Origin of the sequence: Georgenia deserti (assembly GCF_042680605.1) — a bacterium.
GTDB lineage: Bacteria > Actinomycetota > Actinomycetes > Actinomycetales > Actinomycetaceae > Allobogoriella > Allobogoriella deserti.
In genome coordinates this window covers 18,991-34,097 of the sequence record NZ_JBHUEE010000003.1, presented here as the reverse complement: position 1 = coordinate 34,097, position 15,107 = coordinate 18,991, and the positions used below count along the sequence as shown (strand labels likewise).

The 15,107-nt window shown below is 70.4% G+C and carries 13 protein-coding genes and 2 tRNA genes; 11 read left to right on the top strand and 4 right to left on the bottom strand.

Annotated elements, in window-relative coordinates; all coding sequences use genetic code 11:
• Window positions 1-79: 79 nt before the first annotated feature.
• Window positions 80-1,066: a carbohydrate ABC transporter permease gene (locus ACFSE6_RS07010; protein WP_388004141.1), complete on the top strand. Its 987-nt coding sequence runs from the start codon at window positions 80-82 to the stop codon at window positions 1,064-1,066.
• Window positions 1,063-2,010, top strand: coding sequence for a carbohydrate ABC transporter permease (locus tag ACFSE6_RS07005; RefSeq protein ID WP_388004138.1), 948 nt, complete (start codon window positions 1,063-1,065; stop codon window positions 2,008-2,010). Before ACFSE6_RS07010 ends, ACFSE6_RS07005 begins: the two co-directional genes overlap by 4 nt.
• A 36-nt stretch (window positions 2,011-2,046) precedes the next feature.
• Here the strand turns inward: ACFSE6_RS07005 and ACFSE6_RS07000 are convergent, their stop codons facing one another.
• Complete coding sequence (locus ACFSE6_RS07000) at window positions 2,047-3,015, bottom strand: NAD(P)H-quinone oxidoreductase (RefSeq protein WP_388004135.1); 969 nt, start codon at window positions 3,013-3,015, stop codon at window positions 2,047-2,049.
• Window positions 3,016-3,020: 5 nt separating this feature from the next.
• Window positions 3,021-4,214 carry an ROK family protein gene (locus tag ACFSE6_RS06995; RefSeq protein WP_388004132.1) on the bottom strand — a complete coding sequence of 398 codons (1,194 nt, stop codon included), beginning with the start codon at window positions 4,212-4,214 and terminating at the stop codon, window positions 3,021-3,023.
• 106 nt (window positions 4,215-4,320) lie between these two features.
• Between ACFSE6_RS06995 and ACFSE6_RS06990 the strand changes: the two genes are divergently transcribed.
• The 5 genes from ACFSE6_RS06990 to ACFSE6_RS06970 all read left to right on the top strand — a co-directional run bounded on the left by ACFSE6_RS06990 (window position 4,321) and on the right by ACFSE6_RS06970 (window position 10,214).
• Window positions 4,321-5,841 (top strand): sugar ABC transporter ATP-binding protein, encoded by a 1,521-nt coding sequence (locus tag ACFSE6_RS06990; protein ID WP_388004129.1) that lies wholly within the window; start codon window positions 4,321-4,323, stop codon window positions 5,839-5,841.
• A complete protein-coding gene (locus ACFSE6_RS06985; RefSeq protein WP_388004126.1) occupies window positions 5,838-6,869 on the top strand; it encodes an ABC transporter permease in 1,032 nt (343 codons plus the stop codon). Before ACFSE6_RS06990 ends, ACFSE6_RS06985 begins: the two co-directional genes overlap by 4 nt.
• Window positions 6,870-6,949: 80 nt before the next feature.
• On the top strand, window positions 6,950-7,999 hold the full coding sequence (locus ACFSE6_RS06980; RefSeq protein ID WP_388004123.1) for a substrate-binding domain-containing protein: 1,050 nt from the start codon (window positions 6,950-6,952) through the stop codon (window positions 7,997-7,999).
• Between the two features lie 45 nt (window positions 8,000-8,044).
• Window positions 8,045-9,184 (top strand): Gfo/Idh/MocA family protein, encoded by a 1,140-nt coding sequence (locus ACFSE6_RS06975; RefSeq protein ID WP_388004995.1) that lies wholly within the window; start codon window positions 8,045-8,047, stop codon window positions 9,182-9,184.
• 25 nt (window positions 9,185-9,209) lie between these two features.
• On the top strand, window positions 9,210-10,214 hold the full coding sequence (locus tag ACFSE6_RS06970; RefSeq protein WP_388004120.1) for a sugar phosphate isomerase/epimerase family protein: 1,005 nt from the start codon (window positions 9,210-9,212) through the stop codon (window positions 10,212-10,214).
• Window positions 10,215-10,233: 19 nt separating this feature from the next.
• Here the strand turns inward: ACFSE6_RS06970 and ACFSE6_RS06965 are convergent, their stop codons facing one another.
• Window positions 10,234-10,704: a hypothetical protein gene (locus tag ACFSE6_RS06965; protein ID WP_388004117.1), complete on the bottom strand. Its 471-nt coding sequence runs from the start codon at window positions 10,702-10,704 to the stop codon at window positions 10,234-10,236.
• Between the two features lie 111 nt (window positions 10,705-10,815).
• Here ACFSE6_RS06965 and ACFSE6_RS06960 point away from each other — a divergent pair.
• A tRNA-Ser gene (locus ACFSE6_RS06960) sits at window positions 10,816-10,900 on the top strand.
• Between the two features lie 55 nt (window positions 10,901-10,955).
• Here ACFSE6_RS06960 and ACFSE6_RS06955 read toward each other — a convergent pair.
• A complete protein-coding gene (locus tag ACFSE6_RS06955) occupies window positions 10,956-12,026 on the bottom strand; it encodes a hypothetical protein (protein WP_388004114.1) in 1,071 nt (356 codons plus the stop codon).
• 180 nt (window positions 12,027-12,206) lie between these two features.
• Here ACFSE6_RS06955 and ACFSE6_RS06950 point away from each other — a divergent pair.
• From ACFSE6_RS06950 to ACFSE6_RS06940, 3 genes are all read left to right on the top strand, one after another.
• Window positions 12,207-12,295: transfer RNA gene (locus ACFSE6_RS06950), tRNA-Ser, on the top strand.
• A gap of 349 nt (window positions 12,296-12,644) precedes the next feature.
• A complete protein-coding gene (locus ACFSE6_RS06945) occupies window positions 12,645-13,832 on the top strand; it encodes a 3-deoxy-7-phosphoheptulonate synthase (RefSeq protein ID WP_388004111.1) in 1,188 nt (395 codons plus the stop codon).
• A 217-nt stretch (window positions 13,833-14,049) separates the two neighbouring features.
• Complete coding sequence (locus ACFSE6_RS06940) at window positions 14,050-15,099, top strand: autoinducer 2 ABC transporter substrate-binding protein (protein ID WP_388004108.1); 1,050 nt, start codon at window positions 14,050-14,052, stop codon at window positions 15,097-15,099.
• The last annotated feature ends 8 nt before the right edge of the window (window positions 15,100-15,107 follow it).

Here is a 15,107-nt window from a genome sequence, read left to right as displayed (position 1 = left end):
GCCCGAGCCTCGGGTGAGGTAGGCGTGCCGGGCAGCCGGCGCAGGACGGTGCCGGGCGGCCGGCACGGGGAGGTGGAGCGTGGACTTCTTCCTGTACACCAAGTGGGGCCAGATGGTGCTGGCCGTCGGCCTGTTCGCCTTGGTGATCGCGGCGATCTTCGGCATCGCCAAGCTCGGTGACCGGGTCCGTGGCGGCTCGCGCACCGCGATCATGGTCCTGTGTTTCGGCGGGCCGGCCGCGTTCCTGTTGGTGCTGGGTCTGTTCTACCCGGCGCTGCGGACCACGGTGATGTCCTTCATGGACGCGCGCAGCGATTCCTTCGTCGGCCTGGCGAACTACGAGTGGGTCTTCACCAACCCGGACTCGCTGCGGGCGTTCATCAACACGTTCTGGTGGGTGGTCCTGGTCCCGCTCGTCTCGACCGGCGTCGGGCTCGCCTACGCGATCCTCGTCGACCGGACCCGCTTCGAGCGCATCGCCAAGACGCTGCTGTTCATGCCGATGGCGATCTCGTTCGTCGGCGCCGGCATCATCTGGCGGTTCGTCTACGAGTACCGCGGCGCCGCCCAGGAGCAGATCGGCCTGCTCAACGCCATGCTCGTGGGCCTGGGCCTCGAACCGCTGCGGTTCCTGCAGGACTCGCCGTGGAACACGTTCTTTCTCATCCTGGTGATGATCTGGATCCAGGCCGGGTTCGCGATGGTGCTGCTCTCCGCGGCGATCAAGGCCATCCCGGACGACATCGTCGAGGCGGCCCGGCTCGACGGCGTCAACGCCTGGCAGATGTTCCGCTCCATCACCGTCCCGAGCATCCGCCCGACCCTGGTGGTCGTGATGACCACGATCATCATCGCCACGCTGAAGATCTTCGACATCCCCCGCACGATGACCGGCGCCCGCTTCGACACCCAGGTGCTGGCGAACATGATGTACGACCAGTCGTTCACGTTCGGCAACAACGGCACCGGCTCGGCGCTCGCCGTCGTCATCTTCGTCCTCGTCATCCCGATCGTCGTGTTCAACGTCCGGCAGATGATCAAGAACCGAGAGGTCCGTGGAGCATGAGCACGACTCCGGCGGCGGTCGCCGTCGAGCAGCGTCCCGGCGGCGCCGACCCGCTGGGCGCCGGCCCGAGCACCTCCGTCTCCGCCCGGGCGAAGACGATGCTCTCCTCCCGCGTCGGGTCCGCCGTCGCCGTCGTCATCGCGGTGCTCTGGACGGTCCCGGTGGTCGGGCTGCTCGTCAGCTCCATCCGGCCGGCGGCGGACATTCGTACCAGCGGGTGGTGGACGTTCTTCACCGAGCCCACGTTCACGCTGGAGAACTACCAGGAGGTCCTCTTCGGCCGAGCCTCCTCCGGCGAGCTGGCGAACTTCTTCGTCAACTCCGTGGTGATCACCGTCCCGGCGACGATCGTCCCGCTCGTGGTCGCCACCATGGCCGCCTACGCCTTCTCGGTGCTGCAGTGGCGCGGCCGGGACACGCTCTTCGTCGTCGTCTTCGCGCTGCAGATCGTGCCGCTGCAGATGTCCCTGATCCCGCTGCTGCGGATCTTCGCGAACAGCTGGGCGCTGGAGACGTTCCCGTACCTCGCGGTCTGGGTGGCGCACTCCTGCTTCGCCATGCCGCTGGCGGTGTTCCTGCTGCACAACTTCATGTCCGAGGTGCCTCGTGAGCTCATCGAGGCGGCGCGGGTCGACGGCGCCGGCCACGTGACCGTCTTCCTGCGGGTGATGCTGCCGCTGCTGGTCCCCGCCATCGCGTCCTTCGCGATCTTCCAGTTCCTCTGGGTGTGGAACGACCTGCTCGTCGGCCTGACGTTCACCGGCGGCAACAACGAGGTCCAGCCGTTGACGGCGCGCCTGGCCGAGATGGCCGGATCACGCGGGCAGGACTGGCACCTGCTCACCGCCGGTGCGTTCGTCTCCATCGTCATCCCGCTGATCGTCTTCCTTGCCCTGCAGCGCTACTTCGTGCGCGGTCTGCTCGCCGGTTCGGTCAAGGGCTGACGGGCGGGCCGGTCACGGCAGGCGGCGGCTGCGCGCTCAGCGGGTCAGCACCACTGTGCCGAAGACCTGACCGGACTCCAGCAGCTCGTGCGCCGTCTCAGCGTCCGCGAGCGGGACGCGCCGGTCCACGACAGGTCGTACGCGCCCGTCGTGCAGCATCGGCCAGACCGCCTCGCGGACCTCGGCCACGAGGGCGGCCTTCTCCGCGGGCGGCCGTGAACGCAGGGTCGTCGCGTGCAGGCTCGCCCGCTTGGCGAGCATCCGGCCGAGGTCGATCTCGCCCCTGCGGCCCTGCTGCAGGCCGATGACGACGAGGCGGCCATCGGCGGCGAGGCACCGGACGTTGTCCTCCAGCGCGCCGGCGCCGAGCACGTCGAGCAGGACATCGACCCCGCGCCGGTCGGTGGCGGAGTGGACCGCGTCGACCACATCCTCGGCTCGGTGGTCGATCGCCACCTCCACGCCAAGGTCACGGCACCGTTCCGCCCGTTCCGCGCCGCCGGCGGTGGCCAGCACCCGGGCGCCCAACGCGGTGGCGAGCTGGACCGCCACGGACCCGACGCCGCCCGAACCACCGTGGATGAGCACGGTGTCCCCGGTGCGCATCCCGGCGACGTCGACCAGGTTCGACCACGCCGTGCACACCGCCTCCGGCAGGCCGGCCGCCTCGACCAGGCCGACGCCCTCCGGCACCGGCAGCACCTGCCCGGCGGGGACCGCGACCCGCTCGGCGTAGCCCCCGCCGGTCAGCAGGGCGCACACCTCCTGCCCCACCTGCCATCCGCTCACCCCATCGCCGAGCCCGGCCACCGTGCCGGAGACCTCTAGCCCGAGGATGTCGCTCGCCCCGGGCGGCGGGGGATAGTGACCCGCCCGCTGCAGCAGGTCCGCCCGGTTGACGCCGGCCGCGGCGACGTCGATGAGCAGCTCTCCCGGCCCGGGTTCCGGGTCGGGGACCTCGGTCAGGGCGAGGCGCTGGTCCGGGCCGACGGCGATCGCGCGCATGGCACCTATCGTGCCAACTCCTCGGCGATCCCGGCATCGATCGCGGCGGGGGAGAGGACGTGCTGGGCGGCCATGGCGGCGGCGCCGAGCACACCGGAGCGACCGCCAGTGCGGGAGGCGACCAGCCGGAGGTGTTGGGTGGCCAGCGGGAGCGACCGGCGGTAGACGACCTCGCGGATCCCCGCCAGCAAGTGCTCACCCGCCTCGGCGACCAGCCCGCCGATGACGATCACCGAAGGGTTGAGGAGGTTCACGCACGCGGCGAGCACCGCGCCGATCTCGCGGCCTGCCTCGCGCACCGCGTGTGTGGCCTCGAGGTTGCCGCTGCGCACCAGCGCCACGAGCTCGCGCCCGTCCGCCACGTCGATCCCGTGCTCGCGGAGCCGGTCGGCCACGGCGCGGCCGCTGGCGACGGCCTCGAGGCACCCGACGTTGCCGCACCGGCAGGCGATCTCCGCGCCGTGCGGGACGGCGATGTGGCCGAGGTCGCCGGCGCCGCCCTGAGCGCCCCGGCGCAGTTCGCCGTCGCTGATGACTCCGGCACCGATGCCGGTGGCCACCTTGACGAAGAGCAGGTCCTGGACGTCCGGCCAGACGGCGGCGTGCTCGCCCAGGGCCATGAGATTGACGTCGTTGTCGACCAGGACCGGCGCGCCCAGCTCGCGTTCCAGGTGGGCCGGGACGTCGTAGCCGTCCCAGCCGGGCATGATCGGCGGGCTGACCGGTCGCCCGGTGGAGTGCTCCACCGGCCCGGGAAGTCCGACGCCGACGGCGACGAGGTCCTCGCCGCGGCCGCTCTCCTCGAGCAGGCGCCGACCGACCGTGATCACGCGGGCCAGCACGGCCTCCGGTCCGTCGGCGATGGCGAGCACGTCCTCCGTCTCCGTCAGGACCGAGCCGGAGAGGTCGGTCACCGCGAGCCGGGCGTGCACGGCACCCAGGTCGACGGCGAGCACGATCCGGGCAGCGGGGTTGAACGCGAACGTCGCCGGTGGACGTCCGCCGGTGGACGTGGCCTCCCCAGTGGGAGTGACCAGGCCCGTGGCCATCAGGGTGTCGAGCCGGGAGGCGATCGTCGAGCGTGACTGGCCGGTGTGCGCGGCTATCTCGGCCCGCGTGCGTGCCTGCCCGTCGAGCAGGAGTTGGAGCAATTCGCCAGCGCCGCTCGGGCGCGCCGCGGCCGGCGCGATCTCGCTCATGGCCACAGTCAAACACTCTCCTTCTGAGACGCCAGCGTCCATAACATGTCGATAACTGTGCACCTTTTGCTTGACCCTACGCAAAAGTACCCCTAGCTTTCTCGACATGGCCGATGACGCCACGGCAACGCCGCTGCTCCGTATGACCGGGATCGTCAAGACGTTCCCGGGCGCCCGTGCGCTGGATGGCGTCGACCTCGAGATCCGGCCCGGTGAGGTGCACTGCCTCCTCGGCCAGAACGGCGCCGGCAAGTCCACGCTCATCAAGGTCCTCGCCGGGGCGCACCAGCCGGACGAGGGTGAGATCCGGTGGGAGGGCGAGCCGGTCACGATCGGCTCGACCATGGCGGCCCTGGATCTGGGAATCGCCACGATGTACCAGGAGCTCGACGTCGTCGACGGACTGAGCGTGGCCGAGAACATCTTCCTCGGCCACGAGCTGGCGGCCGGAGGCGTTCTGCGCCGCCGCGTCTCGCACAGCCGTGCCCGTGAACTCCTCGCGCAGCTCGGTCATTCGGAGATCCGGCCGGGCCGCGAGGTCGGCACGCTGTCCGCGGCCGGCAAGCAGGTCGTCTCCATGGCACGCGCACTCTCCCGCGACACCCGCCTCATCGTCATGGACGAGCCGTCCGCCGTATTGGACCCGGAGGAGGTGGAGAACCTCTTCCGGGTGGTGCGCACGCTGTCCGCCCAGGGCGTCGCCGTCGTCTACATCTCCCACCGCATGGACGAGATCCGGCAGATCGGTGACCGCATCACCGTCCTCAAGGACGGACGCACCGTCGCCACCGGACTGGACGTCGCCGAGACCCCGACGCCGGAACTGATCTCGTTGATGACCGGCCGGGACGTCGCGACCGACTTCGGGGGCGCCTCGTCCGGGCCCGGGACGGAGGAGCCAGCTCTCGAGGTCACCGACCTCGCCGTCGAGGGGGTCTTCGACGGGGTCTCGCTCACGGTGCGTCCTGGAGAGGTGGTCGGGCTGGCCGGTCTCGTCGGCGCCGGTCGCTCGGAGATCCTGGAGACGATCTACGGGGCCCGCCGTGCGACGTCGGGGACGGTGCGCGTCCACGGCCGCACACTGCGCCGCGGCTCTGTCAGCGACGCGGTCGACGCCGGGATCGGCTTCGCGCCCGAGGAGCGCAAGAGCCAGGGCCTGCTGCTCGACGAACCGGTGTACCGCAACATCACGCTGTCGACGTTCGCCCGGTTCGCCCGCGGCGGCCTGCTCGCCGAATCGGCCGAGCGCCGCGCCGCGCGTGAGCAGGCCGAGGCGCTTGATCTGCAGCCGCCGGACGTCGGCCGGGCGGTCCGCACGCTCTCCGGCGGCAACCAGCAGAAGGCCATGCTCGCCCGCTGGCTCGTGCACGGCTGCGACGTGCTGCTGCTGGACGAGCCCACCCGTGGGGTCGACGTCGGGGCACGCGCCGAGATCTACCGGCTGATCCGCCGGCTCACCGAGTCCGGCACCGCGCTGCTGCTGGTCTCCAGCGAGATCGACGAAGTGCTCGGCCTGGCCGATCGCGTCCTGGTCATCGCCGACGGGCACGTCGTCCACACCGGCACCACCGCAGACATTGACGAGCACCGGGTCCTCGACCTCGTCATGGAAGGAGCACGTGCGTGAGCGAGTCACCGTCCACCGCGGCCGAGGCACCCGCCACGACCGGCCAGCAGACCGTGTCCGGAAGCGGCGAGCCGAAGTTCCGCCTCGGACTGGGGCACAGCCTCGGCCTTGTCCTCGCCCTCGTGGCGCTGCTGGTCGTCGGCGTGACCACCTCTGGCGAGCGGTTCGTCGGCCTCGACAACATCATGGTGATCCTGCGGCAGGCGGCCGTGATCGGCGTCGTCAGCATCGGCGTCACGTTTGTCATCACCGCCGGCGGCATCGACCTCTCGGTCGGTTCCGTCCTCGGGTTGTCCACGGTGTGGGCGAGCACGGTCGCCACCCAGACCATGGCCGAGGACGTGCACTGGATCGTCCTCGTCGCCTGCGCGCTCGCCGTGGGCACCGTCTGCGGCCTGGTCAACGGCTTCCTCGTCGCCTATGGCGGCGTCGTCTCGTTCATCGCGACCTTGGCGATGCTCGTCGCGGCGCGCGGGCTCGCCGAGATCATCTCCGACCGGCAGACTCAGATCGTCTCCGTCCAGGGCTTCCTCGACGTCTTCCGCGGCAATCTGCTCGGTGTCCCGGTGCTCGTCTGGGTCTTCGTCATCGTGGCCGTCGCCGGCTGGTTCCTGCTCGCCCGCACCACGTTCGGGCGCCGCACCATCGCCGTCGGCGGCAACCCCGAGGCGGCGCGACTGGCCGGCATCAAGGTTCGCCGCCACACCGTGTGGGTCTTCGGCATCTCGGGGCTGTGCGCCGGGATCGGCGCCGTACTCATGCTCGCCCGGACCACTGCCGGCACCTCGACACACGGCTACCTGCTGGAACTCGACGCCATCGCCGCCGTCGTCATCGGCGGCACGCTACTGGCCGGCGGACGCGGCTCCATCGTCGGCACGGTGCTCGGCGTCCTCATCTTCGCCGTGCTGCAGAACCTTTTCACGCAGAACAACCTGGACTCCTCGGTCCAGGCGGTCACGCGCGGCGCCATCATCGTGCTCGCTGTCATCCTGCAGCGCCGGTTCTCCAGCGCCCGCCGGACCTAGCACGGCCCGCCTGCGCGACCGCCGTGCAGTCCCGCACCACCCATCCGTCACGCACCGTCCCACCCGTTCAAGGAGGAACCATGTCCCGTATCCCGCGCCGGTGGCTGACCGTCACCGCACTGACCTCGGCGGCCCTGCTCGTCGCCGGCTGCACCTCGAACGAGCCGCAGACCGAGGACGACGGCGGTGACGACGCCGCCCAGGCCGCACCCGCCGGCGCCAACGACGAACCCGGCGAGACCGTCACGATCGGCTTCTCCGCGCCCGCCGCGGACCACGGCTGGATGGGTGCCATCACCACCGCCGCCCAGGAGGAGGCCGACCGGTTCGAGGACATCGACCTCCAGGTGGCCGAGGGCACGAACGACGTCAACGTCCAGATCAGCCAGGTCGAGCAGTTCATCAACGACGGCGTCGACGCGATCGTCGTCCTGCCCTTCGACGGCGCCGCGCTGACTGAGGTGGCCACCCAGGCCATGCAGGAAGGCATCCCGGTGGTCAACGTCGACCGCGAGTTCTCCACGCCGGAGGCTGCCCGGGTGACTGTCCTCGGCGACAATTACGGCATGGGCCGCAGCGCCGGCGAGTACATCTGCGAGCGGCTCGGCGACCAGGGCGATGCGGTCATCGCCGAGATCGCCGGCATCGACTCCCTCCCGCTCACCCAGGACCGGAGCCAGGGCTTCTCGGACGCGCTCGCCGAGTGCGATCTCGAGGTGTCCAACCGCGTCGACGCCGACTTCACCGTCCAGGGCGGTGAGGAGGCTGCGTCGAACCTGTTGCAGGCCGCGCCGGAGATCGACGCCATCTGGAACCACGACGACGACCAGGGAGTCGGAGTCCTCTCCGCCATCGAGAACGCCGGACGCGACGAGTTCTTCCTGGTCGGCGGCGCCGGTTCAGCGAACATGATGCGCGAGATCGAGTCCGGTGACAGCGTCGTCGAGGCCACGGTCATCTACCCCGCGACCCAGGCAGCGGACGGTATCCGGCTCGCCAGGCTGCTGGCTCAGGAGAAGGCGATGAGCGACCTGGTGGAGGTCGAGGTGCCGCGCATGGTCCAGCTGTACGCGCCGGTGGTCACCGCCGATAACGTCGACCAGTACCTTCCGACGGCGTTCGAATCCTGAGAGGTGACTGTGACGGAGACGGTTAAGCCGCGCCTGGGCGTGGCGATGATCGGGTACGCGTTCATGGGTCGTGCCCATTCGCATGCGTGGCGGACCGCCCCGCGGTTCTTCGACCTGCCGATGGCGCCGGAGATGGCGGTGCTGGTGGGGCGTAGTGCGGCGGCTGCCGCGGCGGCGGCCGACCAGCTCGGCTGGCGTGAGGTGGAGACGGACTGGCGCCGGGTCCTCGAGCGGGACGACGTCGATCTCGTCGACATCTGCACGCCGGGCGACTCGCACGCCGAGATCGCCGAGGCGGCGCTGGAGGCGGGCAAGCACGTGCTCGTCGAGAAGCCGATGGCCAACACGGTCGCGCAGGCCGAGACCATGGTGGCGGCGGCCGTCGAGGCACGACGGCGTGGGGTGCGGTCGATGGTCGGGTTCACCTACCGTCGCGTGCCGGCGATCCAGCTGGCGCGCCAGCTCATCGCCGACGGGCGGATCGGTGAGGTCAGACAGGTGCGTGCGCAGTACCTGCAGGATTGGCTGGCCGATGCTGAGGCGCCGTTGTCCTGGCGGCTGGACAAGGACAAGGCCGGCTCGGGGGCGCTGGGGGACATCGGCGCGCACATCGTCGATCTCACGCAGTTCCTCACCGGGCAGCGGTTCGCCGGGGTCTCGGGCATGCTCGAGACGTTCGTGACCGAGCGCCCGGTGGCCGAGTCGTTCAGCGGGCTGCACGGCACGGGCGGGTCCGAGCGTGGCCCGGTCACGGTCGACGACGCTGCGCTGTTCACGGCGCGCCTGACCTCCGGTGCGCCGGCGGTGCTCGAGGCCACCCGGTACGCCTGGGGCCGGAAGAACGCGATGCGGATCGAGATCTCGGGGACGTCCGGATCGCTGGCGTTCGACTTCGAGGAGATGAACGTCCTGCAGTTCTTCGACGGCACGGAGGAGGCGAGGACCGGCGGCTTCCGGCGGATCCTGGTCACCGAGCCGGACCATCCCTACACCGGGCACTGGTGGCCGGCGGGCCACGGGCTGGGCTACGAGCACGGGTTCACCCACCAGGTCGTCGACCTGGTCGAGGCGCTCGCCGCCGATCAGGACCCGGCGCCGTCCTTCGAGGACGGCCTGCACGTGCAGCGGGTGCTCGATGCCGTCGAACGATCGAACGCCGAGACCCACCGCTGGGTCCAGATCTGAGGACGTACGAGGAGAGAGGCACGACATGGCACGCAACGTCACGCTGTTCACCGGGCAGTGGGCCGATCTACCCTTCGAGGAGGTCGCCCGCCTGGCCGGCCAGTGGGGGTACGACGGCCTGGAGATCGCCTGCTGGGGCGACCATCTCGACCCCTGGCGCTGGGACGACGACGCCTACGTCCAGGGCAAGCTCGAGGTTCTCGAGCGCAACGGCCTGCAGGTCTGGACGATCTCGAATCACCTCAAGGGCCAGGCCGTCTGTGACGACCCGATCGACGAGCGGCACCGCGAGATCCTCTCCGACGAGCTCTGGGGGGACGGCGACCCCGAGGGGGTACGTCAGCGGGCTGCGGAGGAGCTGAAGAACACGGCCCGGCTGGCGGCCAAGCTCGGCGTGAAGACCGTGACCGGGTTCACCGGCTCATCGATCTGGAAGTACGTGGCGATGTTCCCGCCCGTCCCGGAACGGCTGGTCGAGGCCGGCTACCAGGACTTCGCGGACCGGTGGAACCCGATCCTCGACGTCTTCGACGAGGTCGGCGTCCGCTTCGCCCACGAGGTCCACCCCTCCGAGATCGCCTACGACTACTGGACCACCCAGCGGGCCCTGGAGGCGATCGGGCACCGGGAGGCGTTCGGGCTGAACTGGGACCCCAGCCACATGGTCTGGCAGGACCTGGACCCGGTCGCCTTCCTCTGGGACTTCCGTGACCGGATCTACCACGTGCACTGCAAGGACACGAAGAAGCGACTCGGCAACGGACGCAACGGCCGGCTCTCCTCGCACCTGGCGTGGGCCGACCCGCGCCGCGGCTGGGACTTCATCAACACCGGTCACGGAGACGTGCCGTGGGAGGACGCGTTCCGGATGCTCAACGCCATCGGCTACGACGGTCCGCTCTCGGTCGAGTGGGAGGACGCCGGCATGGACCGCCTCGTCGGCGCCCCGGAGGCGTTGGAGTTCGTCCGCCGGCTCTCGCGTTACGAGCCCTCCGGCGCCGCCTTCGACGCCGCCTTCTCGACGCGCTGACCTCGCAGGCGCGGGCCGGCTACGCCGTCGGTTGCGGCAGGCCGGCCCGCCACCTGGCGCGACGCCACGCCACCATGCCCGCGATCGCCCCGCCGGCCGCCGGCAGGAGGACGAGGGACAGGACCTGTCGCAGCCCCCACTCGAGGGCCGCCAGCTCCGCCGGCGCCCGGGTGATGACGAGCGTCAGCACCGCGAACGCGACGATCCCGGTGAGCGCGAAACTCAGCAGGAACCAGCCCACGCTGGCGCCGCGCCGCAGCAGCAGAGCCGGCACGGTGAAGGCGACGGCGGCGGCGACAAGCACCGGCACGAACCCCGCGATCGCGAAGATCCAGCTCGGCAGGGCGCTGCCCTGCGGGTCGCCCGGCTCCCAGGTGACCTCCTCGACGACCGACAGGACGACGACGGCGACTCCCCAGCACAGCGCGTACGCCAGCGCGGAGAGCAGGATGTCGCTGGTGCGCAGGGCCCTTCGGGGCGCTCGAGACATGTTCCTCCTGGTGACTACGCAGGAGGGTACCTGCCCGCGACGCCGCGATCGGCGCACGACGTACCGTGCCACGTACACTGTCCTGCGCTGCTGCGCCGTCGTGCGCGGCCGGGAGGGTTGACAGAGCGGCCGAATGTGGCGGTCTTGAAAACCGTTGTGGGGCAACCCACCAAGGGTTCGAATCCCTTACCCTCCGCTTTCACGTGCGCTCGCGGCGCGCGCCCTCGGCGGTGAGTGCCGGCGTCGCAGGGCTAGCCGTCCTGGAGCCGGTCGGAGACCTCCCAGCCGGAGGTCTGGGCGCGGCGCTGGTAGCCGCGACGTCCGAAGATCGCTTCTCGGACGTCGCTGTTCTCATCCCACGACGAGCCGAGTGCGCCGGCGACCATCCCCATCGAGCTCGACATCCAGGCCAGCGAAAGATAGTTGCCGATACTGGCGGACTCGCCCTGCAACTGCTGGGACATGTACTGCGGGTCAATGACGGCGACAGCGCCGACGAGGATCGCCACGTAGAGCAGTGCGTACATGATGGTGACCGCAGACGCCACGGTGGCCAGCATGCCGGTGTTACGCAGTACCGACTCGCGGCGCGGCCGTCCGCGTTCCCAGAGCCCGTTGTAGCCGATCAGCCACGCGGACATCACCGCGATGGCGAGAAGCATGACGAGCAGCATTCGCGCGGGGCTGGCGGCCGCTGCCATCGTCCAGATGCTCGAGTAGAAGATGCCGAACGCTCCGGTGGCGGCAGCCGCGGCACTTGCGCTGGACAGTGCCGGGGCCAGTCGCCACGGCCGGTTGGCGCGGACGATGCCGATGAGCAGCCGGGCATAGCCACGCGCACCTGTGATCGCGAAGAGCTGATCGCCCTGATCCGTCTCCATTGACCGCCGCGTTGGCTGCAGAACATCTCTGCGGCGGTTCCGGGCGCGGAACACATCCCCGTTGCGTTCGGCGAGTGCCGACACGGCGCGGACGACCGTATCGTGCAGGCGTCGACGCAGCGCCAGTCCCTGCGAAGGGGCGGAAATGAGCGCGACGGTGCATTCGCCGCTGAGGTCCGCGACGAGTGGCTCTCCGTCCACGAAGCGAGGCAAGTCGGTGACGTAGACGATCAGATCTGAATCCCAACGACGCTGCAGTGCCGCGGCCTCACTGTCGATAGGGACGCGGCCGTCGGTGTCGAGCGGGATGCTCTCCTTGCCGACGCGGATCGACCACTCACCGTCGTCGAACTTCTCGGCGAACTCCTGCTCGAATCGGGGTGCCAGGTCGGAGAGGATGCGCAGCGGCAGTTCGGACTCGGCCAGCAGGCTCAGCCTCATCCGCCACACCGCCCTTCTCGACGTTGTCCCGCCCGATCTGGGCGCCCCGTTCATCATGGGGGAGGTGTTCGTGCGGCGCCAGGCAGGCGGCCGGAGGGCGCCGCCACACGGCGTGGTACATCCCACGCCGTGAGGCTTTTTGCCCGCCGCAGCCGGACCGGTAGCCTGGGGTCCGGACTTGGAGACGTCGCATAGTCTGGTCTAGTGCGCGGCCCTGCTAAGGCCGTGACGGGGCAACCCGTCCGTGGGTTCAAATCCCACCGTCTCCGCTCTGTCCCGAGGGCCGGAATCGTTGGAATCGCAACGATTTCGGCCTTCGGTGTGTCACGGGTCGGCATCGAGCCCGAGGCCGGGTCCTTCGGGGCGACGCCGCTCACATCGTGGGGGCGGTTCGACAGGGCCGATGTGCGGCTCTACTGTTCCTGCTGTGAACACCCGTTGGTATTGGCGCTTTCCGTTGGCTCCGGTCGGAGCTCGGCGGGCTCGCGCCTGACCGACAACCCGCACCGGAGCCAGCACAGGGCCTGAGACGCGACGCGCGTCCGGGCCCTTCGTCGTCGGACGGGCCTCGGGCGGGACACGTGCGGCGGCGCCGCCCACGTCCCGCCAGGAGATTCCGTGACCACCACAGCCGACCATCAGACCGCGCGCCGACGCGCCGATCACCGGGACGCACCGGACCCCGACCGATCGCGCGAGCCGCAGCACGCCACCAGCGACCTGCGGATCCGGGCGCTCGACCGACTCCCGACACCGCGCGAGTTCGTCGCCGACCTCCCTCTCGGCGCTCGCCGCGGCGACCTGGTGACGGCCTCGCGGAGCGAGGTCCGCAAGGTGCTCCGCGGTGAGGACGATCGGCCGCTCGTCATCGTCGGGCCGTGCTCGATCCACGACCCCGACGCCGCGCTCGACTACGCCGAACGGCTGGCCGCCGCCGCACGACGACACTCCGGCGACCTCCTGGTGGTGATGCGTGCCTACTTCGAGAAGCCGCGCACCACAGTCGGCTGGAAGGGCCTGATCAACGACCCGCACCTGGACGGTACGCACGACGTCCACCACGGCCTGCGCCTAGCTCGCGAGGTGCTGCTCAGCATCCTGGACACGGGCCTGCCCGTGGCGTGCGAGTTCCTCGAGCCGACCTCGCCGCAGTACCTCGCCGACGCCGTCACTTGGGGCGCGATCGGCGCGCGCAACTCCGAGTCCCAGGTCCACCGCCAGCTCGCCTCCGGGCTGTCGATGCCTGTCGGGTTCAAGAACGCCACCGACGGTGACGTGCAGGTCGCGATCGACGGGTGCGTGACCGCCGCGAGCGAGCACCTGTTCTTCGGCGCCGACGCGGACGGGCGGGCCGCCGCCGTGCGCACGACAGGCAACCCGGACTGCCACGTGATCCTGCGCGGCGGCCGCGGTGGTCCCAACTACGCGGCCTCCGATGTGACCGCGGCGCTCGACCTCGCGCGCCGCTCGCGTCTCGACGGCCCCGTGCGCGCCGGCGTGGTGGTCGACGCGGCACACGGCAACTCGGGCAAGGACCACGTCCGCGAGGCGGAGGTGGTGCGTGAGCTGGCGGCGCGGCTGGCCGGCGGCGAGGCGGGTATCACGGGCGTGATGATGGAGAGCTTCCTCGCCGCGGGACGGCAGGAACCCGCTCCGCTTGACGAGCTTGCCTACGGACGTTCGGTCACGGACCCGTGCCTCGACTGGGCCACGACGCAGGCCCTCCTCGAGGACCTCGCCGCGGCGGTGCGTCGTCGTCGGGCTGGCGCTGACCGTGCGGCGCCCTCGGGACCGGCACAGGAATGACGAATCGGCACAGGAATGACGAGTCGGCACAGGAGTGACGAGTCGGCACAGGCGGGTGGGGGCCACGGCGGTGCGGGCAGCGTCGCGACGAGGGAGGGTGAGCCTCCACGACGTGACGCCGTCGGGGCAGTATGTTCACAGGTGGTCCGTACCACCGACCTGACAGCGATGTTGACCGGTCCCCCGACGCCGAAGCCGTCGTCACAGGAGGTTCGTCATGAGGATTCGTAGGACACGACTGACCGTGGTCGCCGCCGCGACAGCCGCCCTCGCCCTGGCCGGTTGCACCGAACGGGCCGACGACGGCGGTGGCGGCGACGGCGGGGGAGAGGCCGGTGAGGGCGGTGGCGACGGCGAGGTGAGCGTCGCGTTCGTCCCCAAGATCCAGGGCATCCCGTATTTCGAGGCGATGAACACCGGCGGCCAGGCCGCCGCCGAGGAGATCGAGGGCCTCGAGTGGATCTACCAGGGCCCGACCGAGGCCGATCCGGCGGAACAGACCGACATCGTCCGCTCTCTCATCCAGCAGCAGGTCGACGTCATCGTCGTGGCCCCGAACGACCCCGACTCCATGGCGCCGGTGCTCCAGGAGGCCCAGGACGCGGGCATCCACGTCGCCACCTCGGACACGGACGCGCCGGACTCGGTCCGCGAGGTCTTCGTCAGCCAGGCCTCACCGGAGGGCATCGGCGAGTACGTCGTCGACACTCTCGTCGACGCCATGGGCGGCTCGGGTCGGTACGCCATCGTCTCCTGCGGGGAGACGGCAGAGAACCTCAACACGTGGATCGACGTCGAGCGTGAGTACACCGAGTCCGAGTACCCGGACGTGGAGATCACGGACGTCGTCTACGCCGGCGAGGACCAGGCCCGGGCCACCGAGATGGCCACCGACCTGATGAACGCCGACCCGGAGCTGACCGGCCTGGTCGGGCAGTGCACCACCTCCGCGCCGGGCGTGGCGCAGGCGGTGCGGGACGCCGGCCGGATCGGTGAGGTGTTCACCGTCGGTGTCGGCACGCCGCAGTCGATGGCGCCCTACCTGGAGGACGGGTCCTCCTCCGGCTCGATCCTGTGGGACGTGGAGAACCTCGGCTACCTCACCGCCTGGGCCGGCGCGCAGCTCGCGCGCGGTGAGGAGTTCCAGGCGGAGAACGAGGTCAGCGACGAGATCACCGGCGTCACCTTCGACGAGGAGACGAAGGAACTCCTGCTCGGGCCGCCGCTCGTGCTGACCGAGGAGAACGTGGGCGACTTCGACTACTGACAGGTGTG